This window comes from Bacillus sp. FSL W8-0183, assembly GCF_038006825.1.
Classification (GTDB): Bacteria; Bacillota; Bacilli; order Bacillales; family Bacillaceae; genus Bacillus; species Bacillus altitudinis.
In genome coordinates this window covers 3,721,861-3,741,133 of record NZ_JBBOVY010000001.1, presented here as the reverse complement: position 1 = coordinate 3,741,133, position 19,273 = coordinate 3,721,861, and the positions used below count along the sequence as shown (strand labels likewise).

The window sequence follows — 19,273 nt, the reverse complement described above, 5'->3', positions numbered from 1 at the left end:
TTTTATTAATATGTGGAATTGCCTGTGAAATAGAGAAAAACAGGCAATTCACTTTCTTTCGAATTGACACACTTTTTTCACAATATTTTGAAAACGCTTAACGCACGCACAAAGGGAGGAAACAAAATGAAAACACCACGTCTACCGTCTATTTTAGAAGTCGTGTCTGTACTTGGCTTATTTTTAGCAATTGTTTTATCATTCACTCTTTACTTCAAACTAGATATTCAACTCGCATTGTTTATCTCATGGTTTATGGTCATTGCTTTAGGGATTCGTTTAGGGCATTCATACAAAGACCTTCAAAATGCGATTACAAAAGGGATATCGAATGGTTTAGAGGCTGTTTTAATCTTAATTGCAGTAGGTGCACTTGTTGGTACATGGATTGCTGGCGGTGTTGTACCCACGTTAATTTATTACGGACTGGAATTTATTCATCCTAATATCTTCTTATTAGCTACACTGATTATCTGTTCTATTATGTCTGTTGCTACTGGTACGTCTTGGGGTACAGTTGGAACGGCAGGTATTGCGATGATTGCGATTGGTGAAGGATTGGGTATCCCATTACCGATCGTAGCTGGGGCTGTTTTATCTGGCGCTTATTTTGGTGATAAATTATCTCCTTTATCTGATAGTACTGTGCTCGCTTCCTCTCTTTCAAAAGTGGACGTGCTGGCGCATGTAAGAGCCATGATGGTCTTATCCATACCAGCCTTTGTGATTACAGCGATTATGTTTACGGTTACAGGTTTTATGTATGGCGGACGCAACATTGATCAAGGTAAAGTAGAATTTTTGAAAAATGCCCTTCAAGATACATTCACAATCAACATTTGGATGATCATCCCAGCAGTAGTGGTTGTATTACTGCTCGTATTTAAGAAACCTTCAATGCCTGTTATCGCTATTGGTGCCCTTCTTGGTGCAGTCTGGGCGATGGCATTCCAAGGAATGAACCCAGCTGATGCGCTTGGTACAGCTTATAACGGCTTCTCTATTAATTCAGATGTAGATTTCTTAAATACACTGTTGAACCGTGGCGGTATTGTGAATATGTTAGGATCTCTAGTGGTCATTATTCTTGGACTTGGTTTTGGTGGAGTTCTTGAATACTTAGGCGTGTTAAAAGTGATCGTCTCAACATTCGAGAAAAAATTGCACAATGCAGGAAATGTGACACTGTCTACACTTGTAGTAGCATTCTTTGCGAATATCTTTGGTTGTGCAATGTATGTCTCATTAATTCTTACACCAAAAATCATGGAAAAAAGCTATGACAAATTAAAATTAGACAGACGTGTGTTATCTAGAAACTCTGAGGTTGGTGGAACACTTACGTCTGGTATGGTTCCGTGGTCAGATAACGGAATTTACATGGCAGGGATTCTAGGCGTCTCGACATTCTCTTATTTACCATTTATGTGGTTGAGCTTTGTTGCCATTGGTCTTGCCATTATCTACGGATATACAGGGAAATTCATTTGGTACGTGAAAAATCAACAAGACTCAGAAGAATCGGCATCATAAGCCGCTGCAAAAGCCGCCCCTCCCCGGGCGGCTTTTGTTTGTCCTAGGACCGTAAGACTATGTGTGTTTCCAGAAGGGTGGTTGTGTATTTTGACCCCCTATAAAAGAGGGCTTAAGGTGTGGTATGAAGCAGATTGAAAGCATATTTATACCATAAAAAGGGCACAAATCCCTATTCAAACATGAGTCTTTGAACCTTATAATAACAATATTGGAAAAAGTGCGATTCACCATTACGCTCGTTTAGAGGGACTCTAAGCAGCGTTTTTATTTTTGACAGGAGGAGGAACCCATATGAGCTTATCGGATATGCTGTCTGCCCTTAACGGTGGCATTTCAAATAAAAAGGCAGAGATCGAAGAGAAAATTGCTCGACTCAAAAAAGCAAAAAGTAAGGTTGAACGTGAACAAGATGCGGCAGAAACAGATCTAAAACAAATCAAGCAGCCAAAGCTTGGGGCCTCTTGGAAAGGTGAGCGGAGCCAAGATTTCAAATCAGAGCGAAATGAAGCGCATGATGCGCTGCAAACGATCGTAAGCGATAAATACCCACGCTACGTGAGCCGAATCGAATTCAAAATCAGTACACTAGAAGCAGAGCAGGCTGCCTTATCCTTTGCCAGCTCTTTAGCTGGAGATGCCGCACGTTTGGCTGAAAAAGGAGAAGACGCAGTAGAAGACGCAAAACGCTTGATCTCAAAAGCATGGAGCAGCTTGTAAGCGAGCTTCATGCTGAACAAACCTGGAGGATATCATAATGGGACAAATTAAGTTAAACTACCAAACAGTGATGGATAAACTAGATGAAGTCTCCCAAGCAGTTGAAGCTTTAACAATGAAAAAAGCAGCAGATAAAGCTGGTGAAAACAGCCTTGAATTTGTAACCAAATGGACGGCACGTGAAGCAGAGGTGGGCGAAATGGTCTCAAGCTTTAAAGAAGCCTTGATCAAAAACGTTCAGGATACACGCTCAAATGTGAAGACACTAAAAGAACAGGATGAAGCGATTGCGGCAAAATCATAAGCCCCAATCGTTTTATTGATAGCGTAGCTGAGTACGATGTAAAATATAGTCGTAAAGACTCATATATAATTCGGGATTTATGACCTTAGATTATTCCGTTTTTCTTCCAAACACCATGTTAAAAGGACACCTTTTCCCTATTTAAGCCTAAGGCTTTTCACCTTATACTATACTTAATGAAAGCGAACGATAGAAATGTCAGGACTGGAAAAAGCAGATGATCTGCTCGGTTTCAAAAACGCTGACGCCGTGCTTTCTTATGAGGTCTAATAGAGGTGGATGACATGAGTTTATCCGAGATGCTGCACCATCTGCATATGGGGATTGAAAACAAACGTGCAGAATTTGACGAAATGATCTCTCGGTTAAAGACAGCCAAAAGTAATATTCGAACAGAACAAGATCTTGCGCAGTCTGACATAAAGGAAATCAAGAAGCCTGCTCTAGATTCGTCATGGAAAGGTGAGAGAGGAACGGACTTTCACCGTCATCGGAAAGAAGCCTATCACGTGCTGCACGACATTGTGAACAATGAGTATGAAACCTATATGACGGAGATAGACCAAAAAATTATGCATTTTGAGTTAAAAAAAATGGAACTCGCTGTCGCTAGTAATTTTGCAGGAAGAGCCCAAGATGTGATGGAAAAGGGCGAGGATTTTGCAAAGGATGTCAAACATTTAATTGAACGGGGCTGGAAAGCTCTTTAATAAAATAAACGAAACAGCCGGCTGAACAAGCGGCTGTTTTTTTGGTTTAGTCACATCCACCGCTACCACCAGAATCACCACCGCAGGAGGCATCAGAAGCGTGATGTGTATACGAATCAGTATAGTTACTGGTTGTTGAACTGTGATGTGCAGAATGCTTAGAAGATGAACGCTTATCTTTTGGTGTAAACATGTGGGCGGCAATGACGCCTAAAGAAGCTAGTATGATGATGATAACAAACATGATGTATCCCTCCTCTTGTTTCATATTCATACGTTTGAGCCATAACAAAGTTCCCGGTCGGAAAGAAAAACTGGGCAAAGAGTTCTATTTTCGTTTATGATGATAGGCAAAAGTAATTGACCAAGGGAGGGGAGTCTATGTTATCTCTACGTCAGGAGGAGCTGTTGAGGCGGTTAATGCAGGCAGAGCAGGAGCTGACAGGTGAAGAAATTGCACGCCTGATAGGCGTCACATCACGAACAGTTCGAACAGATATGAAAGCGCTTAAATCAATATTAGAAGCACATGGGGCAACACTTCATATGAAACGTGGAGCAGGGTATACATTGACTGTCGAAGATTATGGAGCATTTCGTACTTTTTTGAAAAACTCAATGAGAGAAAGAAATGAAAAAAAGAATCAAGTTATTCCAAATCAGCCGGAGGATCGTATCTCTTATTTATTGAGAAGGCTTTTATTGTCCGAAGACTATATGAAATTAGATGAATTGGCCGAGGAATTATTTGTGAGTGAATCTACTGTGAAAAATGACCTGAAAGCAGTCAAGCATATTTTCTCTTTACATGGACTCTCTGTTGCACACCGTCCTAAATATGGACTGAGGCTGACTGGAGATGAAATGAAATTAAGGTATTGTCTAGCTGAGCATGTGTTTCAGCAGGAGCATCCGAATCCTGCCCTTTTACCTGAAGAAACATATCAATTGATTCAAGATATGGTGCGTTCACGTACAAAGGCAAGCGGCCTTCATGTGTCAGAGATCGGTTTAAGCAACTTAGTGACACATATCGCCATTGCGTGCAAACGAATTGAAGAGAAAAAATTGGTGATGATGCCGGAAGGAGAACTCAAAGACATTCAAACACAGCCCGCTTTTCAAGTGGCGAGGCAAATGGCAGAAGATATGCGTCACGTACTCGGTATAGATTTTCCATTATCTGAAATGGCCTATATTGCGATTCATTTAATGGGGGCAAAAATGATGGCGTATGGAGAAACGGGCCACACGCTATTTCACATGCTTGATGAAGAGCATTTCCGTTTAACTCATCAATTACTTGGTTATGTCGAAGAGCACATGTCACTTGATATTCAGACAGACAAGGAATTGATTGTGGGACTAAGTCTTCACCTGAGATCAGCGATTCATCGGTTCCGATATGATATGAACATCCGTAACCCCTATTTATCAGACATAAAAAGGCATTATCCGATTGCTTTTGAAGCAGGTGTCTATATGGGAAGATGGCTGAAGGAAAAAGAGAATGTAGAGATTCATGAAGATGAAATCGGATATTTGGCGCTGCATATTGGTGCTGCCATAGAGCGGATAAAAACTCAGACTGTGAGAAAAAAATGCTTGATTGTGTGCGCAACGGGTGTCGCGAGCAGTCAGCTTCTTCTCCATAAGCTGAAGGCCGCCTTTAGCGAAAGGCTAGAGATTGCTGGAACTGCAAGTGTCAGTGACCTTTTGTCGTATGACTTGAGAAGTATCGATTTGATCATTAGTACCATCCCGCTTCAGAACACATTACCTGTGCCAGTGATTGATGTACATACGATCCTCAGTGAAGACGATATGTCGAGGCTGAAACGATTTGTACATGGGTCACAAGAAATGGGGGTCTTGCGATATATCAGTCCGAAGATGACTTTTTTTCAGCAAGATCTACAAACAAGGGAAGAGGTTCTTCAATTTTTCGTGAATGTATTGCAGGAACAAAACCGAATCCCGGATGATTTTGAACAGCTATTGCTGGAAAGAGAGGAAGTGTCACCTACGTCGTTCGGTCATTTGGTCGCGATCCCTCACCCAATCAAACCGGCAACAGAGGATACGTTTTGTGCGATCTGTACGTTGAGAAAACCAGTGCTGTGGGGCGACGATCGGGTACAGGTCGTCTGTTTGTTAAGTATACAGAAGACGTATCAGAAAGAATTGCAGTCACTTTATCAATTTCTTGTGCGTTTGACAGAGCAGAAGGAAGTGGTGGAGCAAATCATCAAAGCGGCTTCATTTGAAGAACTGACGGCGGCGCTGCACGTGTTGGAACAGCCAGATGAAAAAAAAGGACACCCATTTCCGCATCTGTGAGGAAAAAGATTAGATGTTAATGAAAGCGCTTTTAAAATAACATCAAAAAGGAGGATGATCACGAGTTTTTGTAAAGGGGGAGACGGATCATGAGCTTTAAAGAGAGAGCGGCCGACGTCATGGGACATGTCGCTTATCGTATTACAAATCAGAAATATATTATGGCGATTAAGCAAGCATTTGTCACATTAATGCCAATCATCATTACAGGGGCTTTTGCTGTACTGGTCGCAAATATGATCATGAGCCCGGAAACGGGGCTTGCCCATTTTGAGATATTCAGGTTTTTAGCAGAGCTTCAGCCAATTATGAAGGCAATCAATTATGCCACGCTGAACTTTTTAACGATCGGGGCTGTGTTCCTCATCGGGATTGAGCTTGGGAAAATCAATGGACATAAATCATTATTCCCAGGGTTAATGGCATTGATTTCATTTATATCCGTTATTCCGACGACACTTCTTCTTGAAGTCGATGGATCGATGCGTGAGGTTGTCGATGTGCTAGCGAGGCAATTCTCCGATCCAAAAAGCTTATTTTTGGGTATGATCATTGCCATCGTCTCTGTAGAGATCTTTTGTAAGCTTACCGAGGTGAAGTGGCTGCAAATTAAGATGCCAGATTCTGTTCCATCGAATGTGGCGACGTCTTTTTCTTCACTTTTCCCATCAATTATTACGATTACGATCATTAGTTCATTCGGGTTTGCGTTTCACCGTGTGACAGGCATTTATTTGCATGAAGCGGTGTATAACGTCGTGCAGCGTCCGCTTGAAAGTGTTGTGCAGGGACTGCCTGGTATTTTAACGTTAATGTTTGTGGCTCAATTTTTCTGGGTGATCGGTATACATGGCAACCAAATGATTAAACCGATTCGCGAGCCGCTGTTATTAGGATCAATTGCAGTGAATATGACAGCATTTCAAGAGGGCAAAGAGATTCCAAATATTATCACGATGCCATTTTGGGATGTGTATATGAGCATTGGTGGTTCGGGTGTGACGATTGGTCTGTTGATTGCCATTTTTATAGCAGGAAGAAGGGAAGAGATGCGGAGCATTGCCAAGCTTTCATCAGGACCTGGACTGTTTAACATCAATGAACCAGTTATTTTCGGATTACCTGTCATGTTGAACCCTGTGATGGCGATTCCGTTTATCGTTACACCACTCGTGACAGGTACGATTGGTTATATCGCAACCGCTACAGGTTTTGCCGGGAAAGCGGTGGTGATGGTGCCATGGACGACACCTCCGATTGTGAATGCTTGGCTGTCTACCGCTGGCAGTATGGGGGCTGTCATCACACAGCTCATCTGTATTGTTGTCGCTGTTTTCATCTATTTACCTTTTGTCCTCTTATCCAACCGGAAGCCAGAAGCAGCACCTGATTCAGAATAGAAGGAGGGCTCATGAATGAACATGCAATTTAGATGGTATGGCAAAGAAGATCCTGTCTCCCTTTCATATATTCGGCAAATTCCCGGCATGAAAGGGATTGTCAGTGCAGTCTATGATGTGCCGGCTGGTGATCTGTGGCCGGAGGAAAGTATTGCTCATTTAAAAGCGGAAATCGAACGTCACGATCTTGCTTTTGAAGTCGTAGAAAGTCTCCCGGTCCATGAAGATATTAAGCTGGGAAAGCCTAGCCGGGATGTTTATATCGAGCATTATCAAGAAAATATCCGGAGATTAGCAAGGCATGGTGTGAAGGTCATTTGTTATAACTTCATGCCAGTCCTTGATTGGACACGAACACAGCTCGATTTCCCACTAGCTGATCAATCGACGACCCTTGTTTATTTTCAGCATCAGCTTGAACAGATGGATATAGAAAAAGATCGACTTTCCTTACCAGGATGGGATACGTCTTATACGCAGGAAGAAATGAGAAAGTTGATGGCTGCATACAGGGCATTGGGTGCGGAAGGGTTGTTTGAGAACCTAGACTATTTCTTGGGAAATATCCTTCCAGTTGCAGCGGAAGAGAACATGAACATGGCACTGCATCCAGATGACCCTCCTTGGAACATATTTGGTCTGCCCCGCATTGTCAGTTGTGAAGAACAAATAGATCGTATCCTTCAGCTCGATGAACGCTCACAGCATGGACTGACCTTTTGTTCCGGTTCCCTAGGCTGTAATGCGAAAAATGATGTTCCTTCACTTGCGAGAAAGTATGCCAAAAAAGGGCGTATACACTTTGCTCATTTACGCAATGTCAATTTGTATGAAAACGGTGATTTTGAAGAGTCGGCACACCTGTCGTCAGCAGGCAGCCTCGATATGGGAGCGATTGTGAACGCATTGTTTAAGGAAGGATTTGCTGGCTATGTCCGGCCAGATCATGGACGAATGATCTTTGGTGAGACGGGCAGACCTGGCTATGGATTATACGACCGAGCACTTGGAGCTATGTATTTACAAGGGATGTGGGAAGGACTTCAAATTCACACGAAGAAAGGTCAGGTGGCAACATGAACAAAATTGATATACCCAATGACTTTATTCTAGGTGCTGCGGCTTCTGCTTGGCAGACGGAGGGTTGGAAAGGGAAGAAACCGCATCAGGATTCGTATATAGACCTTTGGTATAAGGAGGGGTATCACGTATGGCACGAAGGGTACGGACCAGCAGGAGCAACGAATTTTTACGAGCGCTATCCTGAAGATGTAGCCCTTATGAAGGAAATTGGGTTATCTCATTACCGGACATCGATCAATTGGTCGAGGTTTCTCATAGATTACGAGAATGGAATTGTAGATGAGACCTATGCTCGTTATATTGATGATTTCATCAATGAATTACTTGAAGCAGGTGTAGAGCCGATGTTTTGCTTAGAGCATTATGAGCTTCCTGCCGTTTTGCTTGAAAAGTACGGCGGCTGGTCATCTAAACATGTTGTCGAGCTGTTTGTTCTCTATGCAGAAAAGGTGTTTGAACGCTATGGAGACCGGGTCAAACATTGGTTTACCTTTAATGAACCAATTGTTGTTCAGACTCGTGTGTATCTAGATGCTATTCGTTATCCTTTCGAGCAAAATACGAAGAAATGGATGCAGTGGAACTATCATAAAGCCTTGGCGACAGCAAAAGTGGTGAAGCTTTTTCAGGAAATGGGCTTGAAGGAATCAGCCCGTGCAAAAATCGGGGTCATTCTCAATCCAGAAGTGACGTATGCGAGATCGACTGCTCCGCATGATCAAGAAGCGGCCCGCATGTATGATTTGTTTTTTAATCGAGTGTTCTTAGATCCCTCCATTAAAGGCGAGTATCCAGAAGAACTGCTTGATGTGTTGAAAAAGCATGACATTCTTTTCGATGCAACGGAAGAAGAGCTTCAGCTCATTAAAGATCATACAGTCGATGTGGTCGGTCTTAATTTATACTATCCGCATCGCGTTAAGGCACCTAGCAAGGCTTGGAACGAAAACACACCGTTTCATCCATCTTATTATTACGATCTATTTGAGCTCCCAGGGAGAAAAATGAATCCATTCAGAGGCTGGGAAATCTATTCGAATATCGTCTATGATATGGGCATGAGAATAAAAGAAGAATACGGCAATATCGAGTGGTTTGTGGCTGAAAACGGTATGGGGGTCGAGCAGGAAGAGCGGTTTAAAAACGAAGACGGCATCATTGATGATCAGTACCGAATTTCATTTATCAGCCAGCATTTGAAAAAAGCCCTCCAAGCGAAAAAAGAAGGTTCAAACTGCAAGGGATATATGCTCTGGGCTTTTACGGATAATGTCTCGCCGATGAATGCATTCAAGAATCGCTACGGATTAGTAGAGATCCAACTGGAGAATGAACGGAATCGTCAGATGAAAGCGTCAGGGTACTGGTTCAAAACATTAATCCAAACGAGGAAATTAAGGGATGAACCAGATGTCATTTATCAATAGGAGTGATGGGATATGAAGCGAATCATTCTCGCTTGTGCAGCAGGAATGTCGACGTCGATTGTGGTATCTAAAATGAAGGCAGCCGCAGAAGGAAAAGGGCTGGATTATGAAATTTATGCGATACCTGAAGGGGCGATTGCGGACGAATTAGAAGAGCATGGGGACGATGTAAAGGTCATTTTGCTAGGACCGCAAGTTAGCTTTATGAGAAAGGCAGCAGAAAAAACAGCGGCACCTTATCATATACCTGTCGATGTGGTAAATGTAAGATTATATGGAACAGCGAATGGAGAAAAAATTCTAGAACATGCACTGAAACTAGCAAATGAATCTTGAGCAATCGGAGGAGAAGCAGATGACGGTATTAGAGGAAATGCAGGGAGCAGCCTTTCAAATCATTGCCCATGCAGGTGAGGCACGAAGCCATTATGTAGAAGCCATTCGTCTAGCAAGAGCGGATGACTTTGAAGCAGCGCAGCAGTTGATTGAAAAAGGGGAGGAAGCGTTTCGAAGCATCCATGGCCTGCACTTGTCGCTGATACAAAAAGAGGCGGCAGGGGAACAGCTTCCCTTTTCTTTACTGCTCATACATGCAGAAGACCAAATGCTCACAACAGAGACCATCCATCTGCTTGCCATTGAAATGATCGAAATGTGTAAAAAAATGAATACCCTGTCAAAATAGATATCAGTTATTAACCAATTTCTGTTATAATCATTCGGTAGATAAAGAGAAAGCAGGATTGGTGAATGAAAAAAACATGTATGTGGCTTGCAGTTGGTTTAGTCATGCTGCTCATTTCGGGCTGTATGGGTACGAAACAGCAAACAGAAACAAACCAGCAAGCCATCAAAGAGGTAAAGGGTCAAGTACAAACGAAAGAAACAACAGAAACGCAGCAAATTGAAGCGGCAGAGATAGACAAACAAAACTGGATTCAGCAAAAGGAACCCGTTGCGCTTCCAATCTTGATGTATCACAGTATTTCCAGCGGTAATTCGTTACGTGTGCCAAAAAGCGAATTTGCGGCTCATATGAAATGGCTGAAAGACAACGGCTATGTCACGCTGTCGCCGAAAGAGGCATATCAAGTTCTCGCGACCAATTCGACACCAAGTGAAAAGTATGTTCTTATCACATTTGACGATGGATACACGGATAACTACACAAAGGCATTTCCGATTTTAAAGGAATATGGTATGAAAGCCACGATTTTTATGATCGAGCAGTCCATTGGCCGTCCGCATCATTTAACCGATGCCCAAATGGATGATATGATGGCGCATGGTATTTCAATAGAGAGTCACACCATTCATCATTTAGAACTCAATCGTTTAACACAGAAGCAGCAGGAAGAAGAATTAAAAGGATCGAAGGTATTCTTTGACCAGCGTTTTTCTCAACAAACGATCATGGTCAGCTATCCGGTCGGTCGCTATAACGAAGACACACTGAAGCTGGCGAAGGAAGCAGGATATGAAATGGCTGTAACCACTGAACCAGGACATGCGAAAAAGGAACAAGGCATGATGTCCTTACACCGCCTGCGCATTTCACCGGGACTTTCACCCGAAAGCTTTGGCAGGCTGATAGAGGGAAATTGATCAATATTAGATCACAGATGTTTCACATGAAACATTTTACGACATGTTTCGTGGAGATGCTTTGTGGATCGACAACATCATAGGGCTTGAGTACACATCTAGATATATTCTTAGACGTGATCGTCACACATAATGTTTTTTAAATGATGTGAAAAGGGAGAGAGCAAAGATGTCAAATTTTCTTGGAATTGATCATGTCCAGTTAGCTGCCCCAAAGGGGAGTGAAGAGAAGGCACGTTTGTTTTTTGGGGAGATTCTAGGAATGAAGGAAATACCTAAGCCTGTTCACCTAGCAAAACGTGGTGGTGTTTGGTTTCAGTGTGGCAATCAACAGCTTCACATTGGCATTGAAGATCAATTTCAAGCAGCGAAAAAAGCTCATCCAGCTTTTCAAGTAAAAAAATTATCAAATTTAAAAGAGACATTAATGAAACATCATATTCTTATAAAGGAAGATCAGCCGTTAGATGGAGCCAATCGGTTTTATGTAGATGATCCATTTGGAAATCGAATTGAATTTTTAGAGAGACTGTAGAAAATAAATCTTGTGAGAAACAATAAGGATGTCGAGAAAATCTCGACATCCTTATTTTATGAAAGTAGGTTATTGATAAACAGGATAACCTGTTATCTTTATATCTTTTCCGAGTGGTTCAAGAGAGAGTTGATCCAGTTCAATTGCATCACTCATGAGGCGTATGCCTTCGCCTCCGAAAAAAGAAGGAGAGAGTCGTCCGCCAATGAGCTTGGGCGCCATGTAGATGACGAGTTTATCGACAAGCTGCTGTTCTAAAAATGAGGCATTGATTTGTCCGCCGCCTTCAATCATTAGGGAGGAGATATTTCTTTCTCCAAGCACTTGAAGTACTTCTTGTAAGGGCACCCGGGTATCGCTATCCGTCATGATGACGCTGACGCCAGCTGCTTCTAAAGCAGCTCGTTTTTCTTCATCGGCTTGTTTTGTTGTAAAGATCCATGTTGGCGCCATTTGATCTGTGACCACCTTTGCTGTCAGCGGGATAGACAGCTTAGAGTCTAAGACAATTCGAATTGGATGATGACCGTTTGGAATCCGTGCTGTTAATGAAGGATCGTCGTGAATGACGGTTTGCGCACCGACCAAGATGGCATCGTTGATACTGCGAATGTGATGTGCATCATAACGGGACGTCTCTGATGTAATCCACTTGCTGTCAGACGTAGCAGATGCAATTTTTCCGTCTAACGTAATGCCCGCTTTGAGCGTCACGAAAGGTGTTTTTTTCGTAATAAAGTGATTAAATACTTCATTCATTAGAATGGATTCCTGTTCAAGTACGCCCGTGATAACTTGTATGCCAGCGTCTTGTAAAATGGCAATCCCGCGGCCAGCGACCAGCGGATTCGGATCAAGTGCCGCCACGACAACAGTTTCGACGCCAGCTTTCACAAGTGCTTCAGCGCATGGGCCTGTGCGGCCATGGTGGGAACAAGGCTCTAGTGTCACATAGATCGTGGCACCTTTTGCCTTATCTCCAGCCATTTTGAGCGCATGGATTTCTGCATGTGGTTCGCCGGCCTTCATATGCGCCCCGACCCCAACAATTTCATTTTCTCGCACAATCACAGCCCCGACGAGCGGATTGGGAGATGTCTGACCTTTCATTGCTTCGGCATTTTCAAGGGCTAGTTTCATATATCGCTCATGATGTGGCAATCGTACGCACCTCTTGATCCGCCTTCATATGACCTGAGCGGTTAATTTTTGTCTGCAAGTATTTTTCATTGAACTCAGAGACATCACCCCAAAGTGGAATCCGTCCAGAAAGAGAAAGGCCTGCATGACTGATAGCATCGGTCTTTTTCGGATTATTGGTAATAAGTCTGACTGGCTTTGTACGCAATGTTTGAAGAACAGCAATCGCTTCTTCATATTGACGTGTATCATCTTCAAAGCCTAGTGCTTCGTTCGCTTCTACTGTATCGTAGCCGTTTTCTTGCAAGATGTAGGCCATGGCTTTACTGAAAAGACCGATCCCGCGTCCTTCATGGTTGGCTAAATAAAACAGTGCGCCTGCTCCATTGTCCTCAATCATCCGCATAGACTGTTTCAATTGGAACCCGCAATCGCAGCGTTTGCTTCCGAAAATATCGCCGGTGTGGCAGATGGAATGCATGCGGATCAGCGCTTCATCAGCATGTTCGAAATCTCCGTAAACAAGGACACTTGATTGCTGGTGATCTGCAAGCTCACGGGAGGAAAGGCTTTCGATTAAAGCTTCATCTGATAATGGTTCTTTCCCGTCATCTTTTAACCATGAATACCAGTTAAACATGACCGTTCTACCGTCTAAATTCACTGGCAGTTTAATAGGTCCAGTGATATATATAAATCCGTCTTCTTGCTGTACTCGTTTGATTTTATCTTTTAAAATGGCTGTTTTAACCTCTGTGTGTTTGTCCATATTCTGCACCTTCTTTTTTGTCTGTTTCTTCAATCTGTAAACGAACGAGAACGCCAAATGGATCAATAAATTCGTTACTTTTTCCTGTCGTGTTCATGTGAACGCCTGCTTTTGTCAGACGTTCGACGACGGATGTTCTATCATCTTCTTTTGGGAAAACCAGTGTATAGCTTCTAATTCCTGAAAAACGTGGATCAATGGCTCCTTTTCTCCCGCGTCCCCATGCATTAAAGGCAAGGTGATGATGATAGACGCCACCAGCAACGAATAAGCTGGCTGGGGGAGCCATTCGGATATGAAAACCGAGCGTGTTCACATAAAAGGAATCGGCTTCTTCTGGGTTGAGATGGAAATGCAAGTGTCCCATGACTGTACCAGCCGGGAGTCCTTCCCAGGTAGAATCAGCGGCTTCTTGCAGGAGACCATCTCCATCAAGCGGAGCATTTCCGCCACCTTTCAGCTCTCCATGCTCACCTACCCATATGTCCTGAGGACGATCAGCATAAATCTCAACGCCGATGCCATCTGGATCACTTAAATAAATGGCTTCACTGAAAAAGTGATCGCTTGCTCCAATTAAAGGATAGCCTTTTTTGATCACATGCGCCAGCCATGTGCCCAGGTTTTTTCTGGTAGGTAATAAAACCGCAAAATGATAAAGTCCTGGCTCATGATCCGGCTTCTCTTTCAGCTGCACATCTTCTTTCAGCACAAGGATTGGTTCCTTTGCGTTGCTGCCAAGCGTGACAGTAGAATCCGTCTGTTCTAATAAAGTAAAACCTAAAATGTCTGTATAAAAAGGCAAAGAACGCTCAAAGCTGGACACATGTAATTCTGTTACACCTAATCTTACCTGCTCTATTGTATTCAAAGCTCGGTCATCTCCTTCATGTTATATGCATCTGCATGTTCAATGGTTTATTGAAAATTGATAAAATGATTACCTTGTTACTTTTAGTAACTAAACTATATAATAGTTAGTGACTTATTTCAAGTAATTAATTATGTTATAATGAAAAAAAGTAGAGAAAAGCAGGAGGGAGTAAAGTATGGCTCAAGTAGATGGCTGCCCAATTACAGATGCCATGGAGATTTTAGGGAAGAAGTGGGTGATTCTGATCATCAATCAGCTTTTGACAGGGCCAAAACGTTTTTGTCAGCTAGAAAATGAAATGAACATCAGCGGACGGTTATTATCAGAAAGGCTGAAAGATTTAGAAGCTGAAGGCCTTGTTGAGAAAAAAGTATATCCCGACATTCCCGTGCGGATTGAATATGAACTAACAGAACAAGGAAAGAAAATTGAACCAGTCATACGGGAAATGTATGCTTGGTCTTTAGAGCGCAAAAATAGTGAAAAGGGTGAACATGTCCCTTCTTAATCGATTTCGATCAGTGTCCCTGATCGATTTTTTTTGTGATTTTCCAGAAATCTAAGTCAATAGTATGAAAAATGATGTTGACAATAATTTCATTCATCATATAATATCAAGGAGAAGAGGGTTCTTTTCCCTGTAATGGAATGGGGAGGTTATGCCATGGTATCATGAATGGGACAGATTACCTAAACCGTGTATCACTACATCATGTAGCAACAGACATCTTTGACTTGTCAAAAGCAAAGATTTATTTTTTGGTCTCTATTGATAATGATTATCATAATCATTTATGAGTGTGATTCATACGCTGATAAAGGTTATTTTTTTTATTGTCCATTGAGAATAATTATCAATATCAATTAGGAGGGTATATATGAAATCACTTCGTTCAGCATCACACGTCTTATTATTCTTTAGCTTTGTTCTATTGTTTGCTCTAGCCCCGGTTAGCTCTGCCTCAGCAGCAGGTTTAGCAGATGGTCAATATTCAGCACAATATGTGGTATGGAAAGCAGACAGTGATTCAACGTCAACAGCAAATACGTATTTTGAAAAACCAGCTAAGCTTGTTGTGAAGGACGGAAAAATCAAAGCGCAAGTCACGTTAACGAACAGCTCTTGGATTACAAGCTTTAAAACATTGGATCAAGGTGTCTACAAAGATGCGAAGGTGATCAGTACAAACACAGCTGCTAATAAGAGAACGGTAGAGTTCAATGTCAACAGCCTGACAGATGTTGTACCAGCAAAAGTGAGTGTGACTGTACCGGTCATTGGATATACAGGCAATTACGATATTCGCGTCAAGTTTGATGCAGCAACTGTTCAATAAAAAGGGAGGAAATTCATTTGATGAAAAAATGGATCAGGATGCCAGCCTTCATGGCTGCATTGCTGCTGGCACTTATACTGCCTTTTTCAAATGCACAGGCTGCCTCATTAAATGATGGTACATACTCCGTCAATTACACTGTGATGAAGGCCGAAGGAACTGCAGTTTCGATGGCAAATGATTACTGGCTGAAGCCGGCAAAAGTGATCGTGAAAAATGGCAAGCTAACGGTTCAAATGACCATTAAAAACAGCAGCTGGGTAACGGAATTTAAAGTGCCGGGAAATGGCGGCTATGTCGATACGACGGTTCTATCAACGAATAAGAAAGCCAATACAAGGCTTGTTCAATTCCAAGCACAGAGTTTGTCTAAACCAATCAAGTCAAAAATCCATGTCACAGTCAAATCGGCTGATTATGATCATGACTATACCATCCAACTGAAATTCGATGAAAGCAGCATCAAGTCACTTTCTTCTGACAGTTCAAAAGAAACAGCAGGTGCAGCAAAACATCAAGAATCATCAAAAGAAACAACCAAAGCAACTGATTCATCCACCAAAACAAAACAAGAAGAAAATCCTCAAACTGGTGATACAAGCCAGATGGGATGGCTCCTTGTGCTTGTCTTATGTTCAGGTGGGTTTTTAGCGAGAAAGTGGATCATCAAGCATTAACGGAAGGAAGTGTCATCTTTTGAAACGTCTTTTTCATCTACAGACAGCTATTCTGCTCGTTTTATTCAGTTTGTTGACTGCGTTTCAGCTGCCTCAAGGAACGGCTCAGGCGGCATCATTGGTTGATGGTGAATATACGGCCGGATTCACCATTTTAAAAAATGGCAGCACTGAAGCATCCATGATGGATACGTATACAGAAAAGCCAGCTAAGCTCGTCATCGAAAATGGCAAGACGACTGCCTATTTGACGCTGAAGCAAAGCAAAGAAATCACAGATTTCAAGGTCGAACAAAATGGCTCTCTCGTCACCACTGAAACGGTCAGTGAAGATGAGACAGCGAATACGCGTGTGATCAAATTTGATGTAGCCGATGTATCAGCCAAATTAAATGGCTGGGTCAAAATTTACTGGGACTTAGGCGGCTTTATTTATGATGAGGCGTATGACGTACAGATCGCTTTCGACGAGAGCAGTCTCACACTTGTCACGCCTGCGAAGCCAGACGATAGTGAAACAACACCAGATGATCAAAACGGTACGACGCCAGGCGACAGTGAAACAACACCAGATGATCAAAGTGGTACGACACCAGGTGACAGCGAAACAAAGCCGGATGATCAAAACGGCGCAACACCAGACGATCAGACGGAAACGCCAGACAATAACAACGGCACAACACCAGTTGATTCACCGCAGAACCAATTAAAAGATGGTGTGTATCGTATCAACTACAGTGTGCTGAAGGGCGATGAGGATGTGGCATCTCGAATGAGCCAATACTTCTCACATCCAGCATCATTAACCGTTAAAAATGGAACGCAAACCGTTTCCTTTACGGTGAAGGACCATACGTCAGTTGATTCTTTGAAAATAGAGAAAAACGGTTCTTATCAAGAAGTGAAAAACGTGAGCACAGATCAAGCAAAGAACACAAGAGTGGTTTCATTTGAAGTGTCTGATCTGAAAAAAGCAGTTAACGGAAAAGTACACATTGTGGTAGCAGCCGCTCACTATGATCAAACGTACGATATTCGTTTTCAATTTGATTCAAAAAGTATCGTTCCACTGAAGGACGGTCAAATAGAGGAAGAAACACCGGCTACACCAGAAACACCAAAACCAAATAAACCAGCACCAGACACAACGAACGGCGGAACGAATCAAGAGACAGTTCAGCTAAAAGACGGGGTGTACAAGCTTCCTTTTTCAATGAAGAAAGCGGACAAAGATGAGCTTTCTCGCATGAACGATTACGTCGTGAGCCCTGCGACATTGGTGGTGAAAAATGGCCGCCATTTCGTTTCATACACTGTGAAGAACAGCTCAGCCATCACGTCGTTCCAAGTAGGAACCGGCGGTAAATTTGAAGAGACGCTAGTTGCAAAGACTGATCAAAAAGCAGATACACGAGTGATTCAATATGAAGCAAAAAGTGTAAGCAGTGATCAGGCAGCACGCGTGAAAATTGACATTCCAGCTGCCAATTATCATGAGCAGTACGATGTCAAACTTGTCTATGATACGAAAGGCATTTCACTTGGTGAAGGAAGCGGAATTGCGACGGTAATCGGAGACGATGAGAGCATCGGCTTTGTGAAAAATCCAAATGATCACGATTCTCAACCAAGCCAGCTTGCGAATCTCGCCCCTGAGGAAACGGGTGCAGAGCAGATGACCTTTACGCCATCAGATGACCAAACCAAGTCTGAGACAGGTCAGCTGAACCCAAAAACAGGAGATACTTCACTTCTTTGGGTGTACATTCTTTTATTCGGCGGATCACTATTCGTGCTCGTCAGAAAGTATCAAACTCGTACAAGATAAAGAATCTATGTTAAGTGAGGTGCGCCATTCATCTCGGCGCATCCACTTCCTTTTTTTCGAAAGGAGGCTTCTGTTTTTTGAAGCATCGAATGTTATGTACCCTGATCACGGCTCTAAGTGTGTGCGTCTTCTTAGCAGGCTGCTCACAATCAGCTGAAAGCTCAGCGAAAGGCAAAAAAAGCGCAGCATCAAATGCCCGCATTGTGGCAACGACTGTAGCTGCTGCTGAGATCATGGATGCGCTAGAGGTGGATCTTGTCGGGGTGCCAACAAGTCAAAAATCCTTGCCGGCTCGATACAAAGGACTCCCAGCAGTCGGTAACCCAATGAGCCCGGACATGGAAATCATTCAATCACTTCAACCGACAGATGTCCTGTCTGTCACGACCCTTCAATATGATTTAGAAACGCCTTTTCAACAAGCTTCTGTCCCTGCGACATACCTCAACCTTGAGAGCCTGGACAAGATGGAGAACGCCATCACAAAGCTTGGAGAAAAATATGATAGAAAGACGCAAGCGAAACGCATTGTGGATGATTTTGAACAAAAAAAGAAAGACATACAAGAGAGAACGAAGGGAAAGACGAAGCCATCCGTTCTCATTTTGCTTGGTGTACCAGGCAGTTATTTAGTGGCAACAGAGAATTCGTATATCGGTGATCTTGTGCGTATTGCAGGAGGAAAGAACATCGTAAAAGGTGAGAAAATGGAGTATTTGGCATCCAATACGGAGTATTTACAAAAAGCCAATCCAGATATCATTCTCCGAGCCGCACATGGGATGCCGGATGAAGTCGTCAAAATGTTTGATCAAGAATTTAAAACAAATGACATCTGGAAACATTTCCATGCGGTCAAACAAGACCGGGTGTACGACCTCGAAGAAAGCTTATTCGGGACAACAGGCAACTTAAAGGCAAGAGAGGCATTAGATGAATTGACTCGTATGTTGTATCCGTCATAAGCGGCGAATCTTAATGATAAAAGGAC

Annotated in this window: 21 protein-coding genes; 17 read left to right on the top strand and 4 right to left on the bottom strand. The window is 42.7% G+C overall.

Translation table 11 applies throughout. The annotated features are described in order from the left end of the window. Positions 1 to 126: 126 nt before the first annotated feature. The 4 genes from nhaC to NSQ64_RS19730 all read left to right on the top strand — a co-directional run bounded on the left by nhaC (position 127) and on the right by NSQ64_RS19730 (position 3,267). The gene (gene nhaC / locus NSQ64_RS19745; protein ID WP_341017964.1) at positions 127 to 1,533 is read left to right on the top strand and encodes a Na+/H+ antiporter NhaC; all 1,407 of its coding nucleotides are present in this window, start codon (positions 127 to 129) and stop codon (positions 1,531 to 1,533) included. Between the two features lie 294 nt (positions 1,534 to 1,827). Beyond that, on the top strand, positions 1,828 to 2,253 hold the full coding sequence (locus tag NSQ64_RS19740) for a YwqH-like family protein (protein ID WP_008345637.1): 426 nt from the start codon (positions 1,828 to 1,830) through the stop codon (positions 2,251 to 2,253). 37 nt (positions 2,254 to 2,290) lie between these two features. Next, positions 2,291 to 2,557 (top strand): YwqI/YxiC family protein, encoded by a 267-nt coding sequence (locus tag NSQ64_RS19735; RefSeq protein WP_008345634.1) that lies wholly within the window; start codon positions 2,291 to 2,293, stop codon positions 2,555 to 2,557. A 284-nt stretch (positions 2,558 to 2,841) separates the two neighbouring features. Then, the gene (locus tag NSQ64_RS19730; protein ID WP_024719536.1) at positions 2,842 to 3,267 is read left to right on the top strand and encodes a YwqH-like family protein; all 426 of its coding nucleotides are present in this window, start codon (positions 2,842 to 2,844) and stop codon (positions 3,265 to 3,267) included. A 46-nt stretch (positions 3,268 to 3,313) separates the two neighbouring features. Here NSQ64_RS19730 and NSQ64_RS19725 read toward each other — a convergent pair whose 3' ends face one another. Then, entirely contained in the window at positions 3,314 to 3,511 is a 198-nt protein-coding gene (locus tag NSQ64_RS19725) for a hypothetical protein (RefSeq protein WP_341017959.1), read from the bottom strand. Between the two features lie 137 nt (positions 3,512 to 3,648). Between NSQ64_RS19725 and NSQ64_RS19720 the strand changes: the two genes are divergently transcribed. The 8 genes from NSQ64_RS19720 (at position 3,649) to NSQ64_RS19685 (ending at position 11,657) form a co-directional block, all read left to right on the top strand. Beyond that, positions 3,649 to 5,607: a BglG family transcription antiterminator gene (locus NSQ64_RS19720; protein ID WP_341017957.1), complete on the top strand. Its 1,959-nt coding sequence runs from the start codon at positions 3,649 to 3,651 to the stop codon at positions 5,605 to 5,607. 89 nt (positions 5,608 to 5,696) lie between these two features. Then, positions 5,697 to 7,007 carry a PTS sugar transporter subunit IIC gene (locus tag NSQ64_RS19715; RefSeq protein ID WP_024719533.1) on the top strand — a complete coding sequence of 437 codons (1,311 nt, stop codon included), beginning with the start codon at positions 5,697 to 5,699 and terminating at the stop codon, positions 7,005 to 7,007. 15 nt (positions 7,008 to 7,022) lie between these two features. Next, entirely contained in the window at positions 7,023 to 8,087 is a 1,065-nt protein-coding gene (uxuA, locus tag NSQ64_RS19710; RefSeq protein WP_079919719.1) for a mannonate dehydratase, read from the top strand. After that, positions 8,084 to 9,517, top strand: coding sequence for a glycoside hydrolase family 1 protein (locus tag NSQ64_RS19705; protein WP_341017954.1), 1,434 nt, complete (start codon positions 8,084 to 8,086; stop codon positions 9,515 to 9,517). Before uxuA ends, NSQ64_RS19705 begins: the two co-directional genes overlap by 4 nt. Before the next feature lie 12 nt (positions 9,518 to 9,529). After that, a complete protein-coding gene (locus tag NSQ64_RS19700) occupies positions 9,530 to 9,853 on the top strand; it encodes a PTS sugar transporter subunit IIB (RefSeq protein ID WP_008345616.1) in 324 nt (107 codons plus the stop codon). Between the two features lie 19 nt (positions 9,854 to 9,872). Next, the gene (locus NSQ64_RS19695) at positions 9,873 to 10,202 is read left to right on the top strand and encodes a PTS lactose/cellobiose transporter subunit IIA (RefSeq protein ID WP_341017951.1); all 330 of its coding nucleotides are present in this window, start codon (positions 9,873 to 9,875) and stop codon (positions 10,200 to 10,202) included. Positions 10,203 to 10,267: 65 nt separating this feature from the next. Next, a complete protein-coding gene (locus tag NSQ64_RS19690; RefSeq protein WP_341017949.1) occupies positions 10,268 to 11,122 on the top strand; it encodes a polysaccharide deacetylase family protein in 855 nt (284 codons plus the stop codon). A 169-nt stretch (positions 11,123 to 11,291) separates the two neighbouring features. Continuing rightward, positions 11,292 to 11,657 (top strand): VOC family protein, encoded by a 366-nt coding sequence (locus NSQ64_RS19685; protein WP_341017947.1) that lies wholly within the window; start codon positions 11,292 to 11,294, stop codon positions 11,655 to 11,657. A gap of 69 nt (positions 11,658 to 11,726) precedes the next feature. Here NSQ64_RS19685 and ribD read toward each other — a convergent pair whose 3' ends face one another. From ribD to NSQ64_RS19670, 3 genes are read right to left on the bottom strand one after another with little or no spacing between them, the layout of a single operon-like run. Beyond that, on the bottom strand, positions 11,727 to 12,818 hold the full coding sequence (gene ribD, locus NSQ64_RS19680; protein ID WP_058337099.1) for a bifunctional diaminohydroxyphosphoribosylaminopyrimidine deaminase/5-amino-6-(5-phosphoribosylamino)uracil reductase RibD: 1,092 nt from the start codon (positions 12,816 to 12,818) through the stop codon (positions 11,727 to 11,729). After that, positions 12,805 to 13,566 carry a GTP cyclohydrolase II gene (locus NSQ64_RS19675; RefSeq protein ID WP_008345606.1) on the bottom strand — a complete coding sequence of 254 codons (762 nt, stop codon included), beginning with the start codon at positions 13,564 to 13,566 and terminating at the stop codon, positions 12,805 to 12,807. Before NSQ64_RS19675 ends, ribD begins: the two co-directional genes overlap by 14 nt. Continuing rightward, positions 13,544 to 14,437, bottom strand: a complete 894-nt coding sequence (locus NSQ64_RS19670) for a VOC family protein (protein WP_035702540.1) — start codon at positions 14,435 to 14,437, stop codon at positions 13,544 to 13,546. The genes NSQ64_RS19675 and NSQ64_RS19670 overlap by 23 nt, the downstream gene beginning before the upstream one ends. A 178-nt stretch (positions 14,438 to 14,615) precedes the next feature. Between NSQ64_RS19670 and NSQ64_RS19665 the strand changes: the two genes are divergently transcribed. The 5 genes from NSQ64_RS19665 to isdE all read left to right on the top strand — a co-directional run bounded on the left by NSQ64_RS19665 (position 14,616) and on the right by isdE (position 19,247). Continuing rightward, positions 14,616 to 14,948 carry a winged helix-turn-helix transcriptional regulator gene (locus NSQ64_RS19665; protein WP_007497926.1) on the top strand — a complete coding sequence of 111 codons (333 nt, stop codon included), beginning with the start codon at positions 14,616 to 14,618 and terminating at the stop codon, positions 14,946 to 14,948. Positions 14,949 to 15,318: 370 nt separating this feature from the next. Further along, a complete protein-coding gene (locus NSQ64_RS19660; protein ID WP_007497924.1) occupies positions 15,319 to 15,777 on the top strand; it encodes an NEAT domain-containing protein in 459 nt (152 codons plus the stop codon). 20 nt (positions 15,778 to 15,797) lie between these two features. Beyond that, positions 15,798 to 16,454: a heme uptake protein IsdC gene (gene isdC, locus NSQ64_RS19655; protein WP_341017943.1), complete on the top strand. Its 657-nt coding sequence runs from the start codon at positions 15,798 to 15,800 to the stop codon at positions 16,452 to 16,454. A gap of 19 nt (positions 16,455 to 16,473) precedes the next feature. Beyond that, the gene (locus NSQ64_RS19650; RefSeq protein ID WP_341017940.1) at positions 16,474 to 18,282 is read left to right on the top strand and encodes an NEAT domain-containing protein; all 1,809 of its coding nucleotides are present in this window, start codon (positions 16,474 to 16,476) and stop codon (positions 18,280 to 18,282) included. 77 nt (positions 18,283 to 18,359) lie between these two features. Continuing rightward, a complete protein-coding gene (isdE, locus tag NSQ64_RS19645) occupies positions 18,360 to 19,247 on the top strand; it encodes a heme ABC transporter substrate-binding protein IsdE (protein WP_058337095.1) in 888 nt (295 codons plus the stop codon). Positions 19,248 to 19,273: the final 26 nt, after the last annotated feature.

Bases quoted from the DNA above. Each gene is read 5' to 3' on its own strand.
- NSQ64_RS19690 (WP_341017949.1), top strand. From the start codon at position 10,268: ATGAAAAAAACATGTATGTGGCTTGCAGTTGGTTTAGTCATGCTGCTC.
- NSQ64_RS19695 (WP_341017951.1), top strand. From the start codon at position 9,873: ATGACGGTATTAGAGGAAATGCAGGGAGCAGCCTTTCAAATCATTGCC.
- NSQ64_RS19725 (WP_341017959.1), bottom strand. From the start codon at position 3,511: ATGTTTGTTATCATCATCATACTAGCTTCTTTAGGCGTCATTGCCGCC.
- uxuA (WP_079919719.1), top strand. From the start codon at position 7,023: ATGAACATGCAATTTAGATGGTATGGCAAAGAAGATCCTGTCTCCCTT.
- NSQ64_RS19720 (WP_341017957.1), top strand. From the start codon at position 3,649: ATGTTATCTCTACGTCAGGAGGAGCTGTTGAGGCGGTTAATGCAGGCA.
- NSQ64_RS19685 (WP_341017947.1), top strand. From the start codon at position 11,292: ATGTCAAATTTTCTTGGAATTGATCATGTCCAGTTAGCTGCCCCAAAG.
- nhaC (WP_341017964.1), top strand. From the start codon at position 127: ATGAAAACACCACGTCTACCGTCTATTTTAGAAGTCGTGTCTGTACTT.
- NSQ64_RS19715 (WP_024719533.1), top strand. From the start codon at position 5,697: ATGAGCTTTAAAGAGAGAGCGGCCGACGTCATGGGACATGTCGCTTAT.
- NSQ64_RS19730 (WP_024719536.1), top strand. From the start codon at position 2,842: ATGAGTTTATCCGAGATGCTGCACCATCTGCATATGGGGATTGAAAAC.
- NSQ64_RS19665 (WP_007497926.1), top strand. From the start codon at position 14,616: ATGGCTCAAGTAGATGGCTGCCCAATTACAGATGCCATGGAGATTTTA.
- NSQ64_RS19740 (WP_008345637.1), top strand. From the start codon at position 1,828: ATGAGCTTATCGGATATGCTGTCTGCCCTTAACGGTGGCATTTCAAAT.
- NSQ64_RS19700 (WP_008345616.1), top strand. From the start codon at position 9,530: ATGAAGCGAATCATTCTCGCTTGTGCAGCAGGAATGTCGACGTCGATT.
- isdC (WP_341017943.1), top strand. From the start codon at position 15,798: ATGAAAAAATGGATCAGGATGCCAGCCTTCATGGCTGCATTGCTGCTG.
- NSQ64_RS19735 (WP_008345634.1), top strand. From the start codon at position 2,291: ATGGGACAAATTAAGTTAAACTACCAAACAGTGATGGATAAACTAGAT.
- NSQ64_RS19675 (WP_008345606.1), bottom strand. From the start codon at position 13,566: ATGGACAAACACACAGAGGTTAAAACAGCCATTTTAAAAGATAAAATC.
- NSQ64_RS19660 (WP_007497924.1), top strand. From the start codon at position 15,319: ATGAAATCACTTCGTTCAGCATCACACGTCTTATTATTCTTTAGCTTT.
- NSQ64_RS19705 (WP_341017954.1), top strand. From the start codon at position 8,084: ATGAACAAAATTGATATACCCAATGACTTTATTCTAGGTGCTGCGGCT.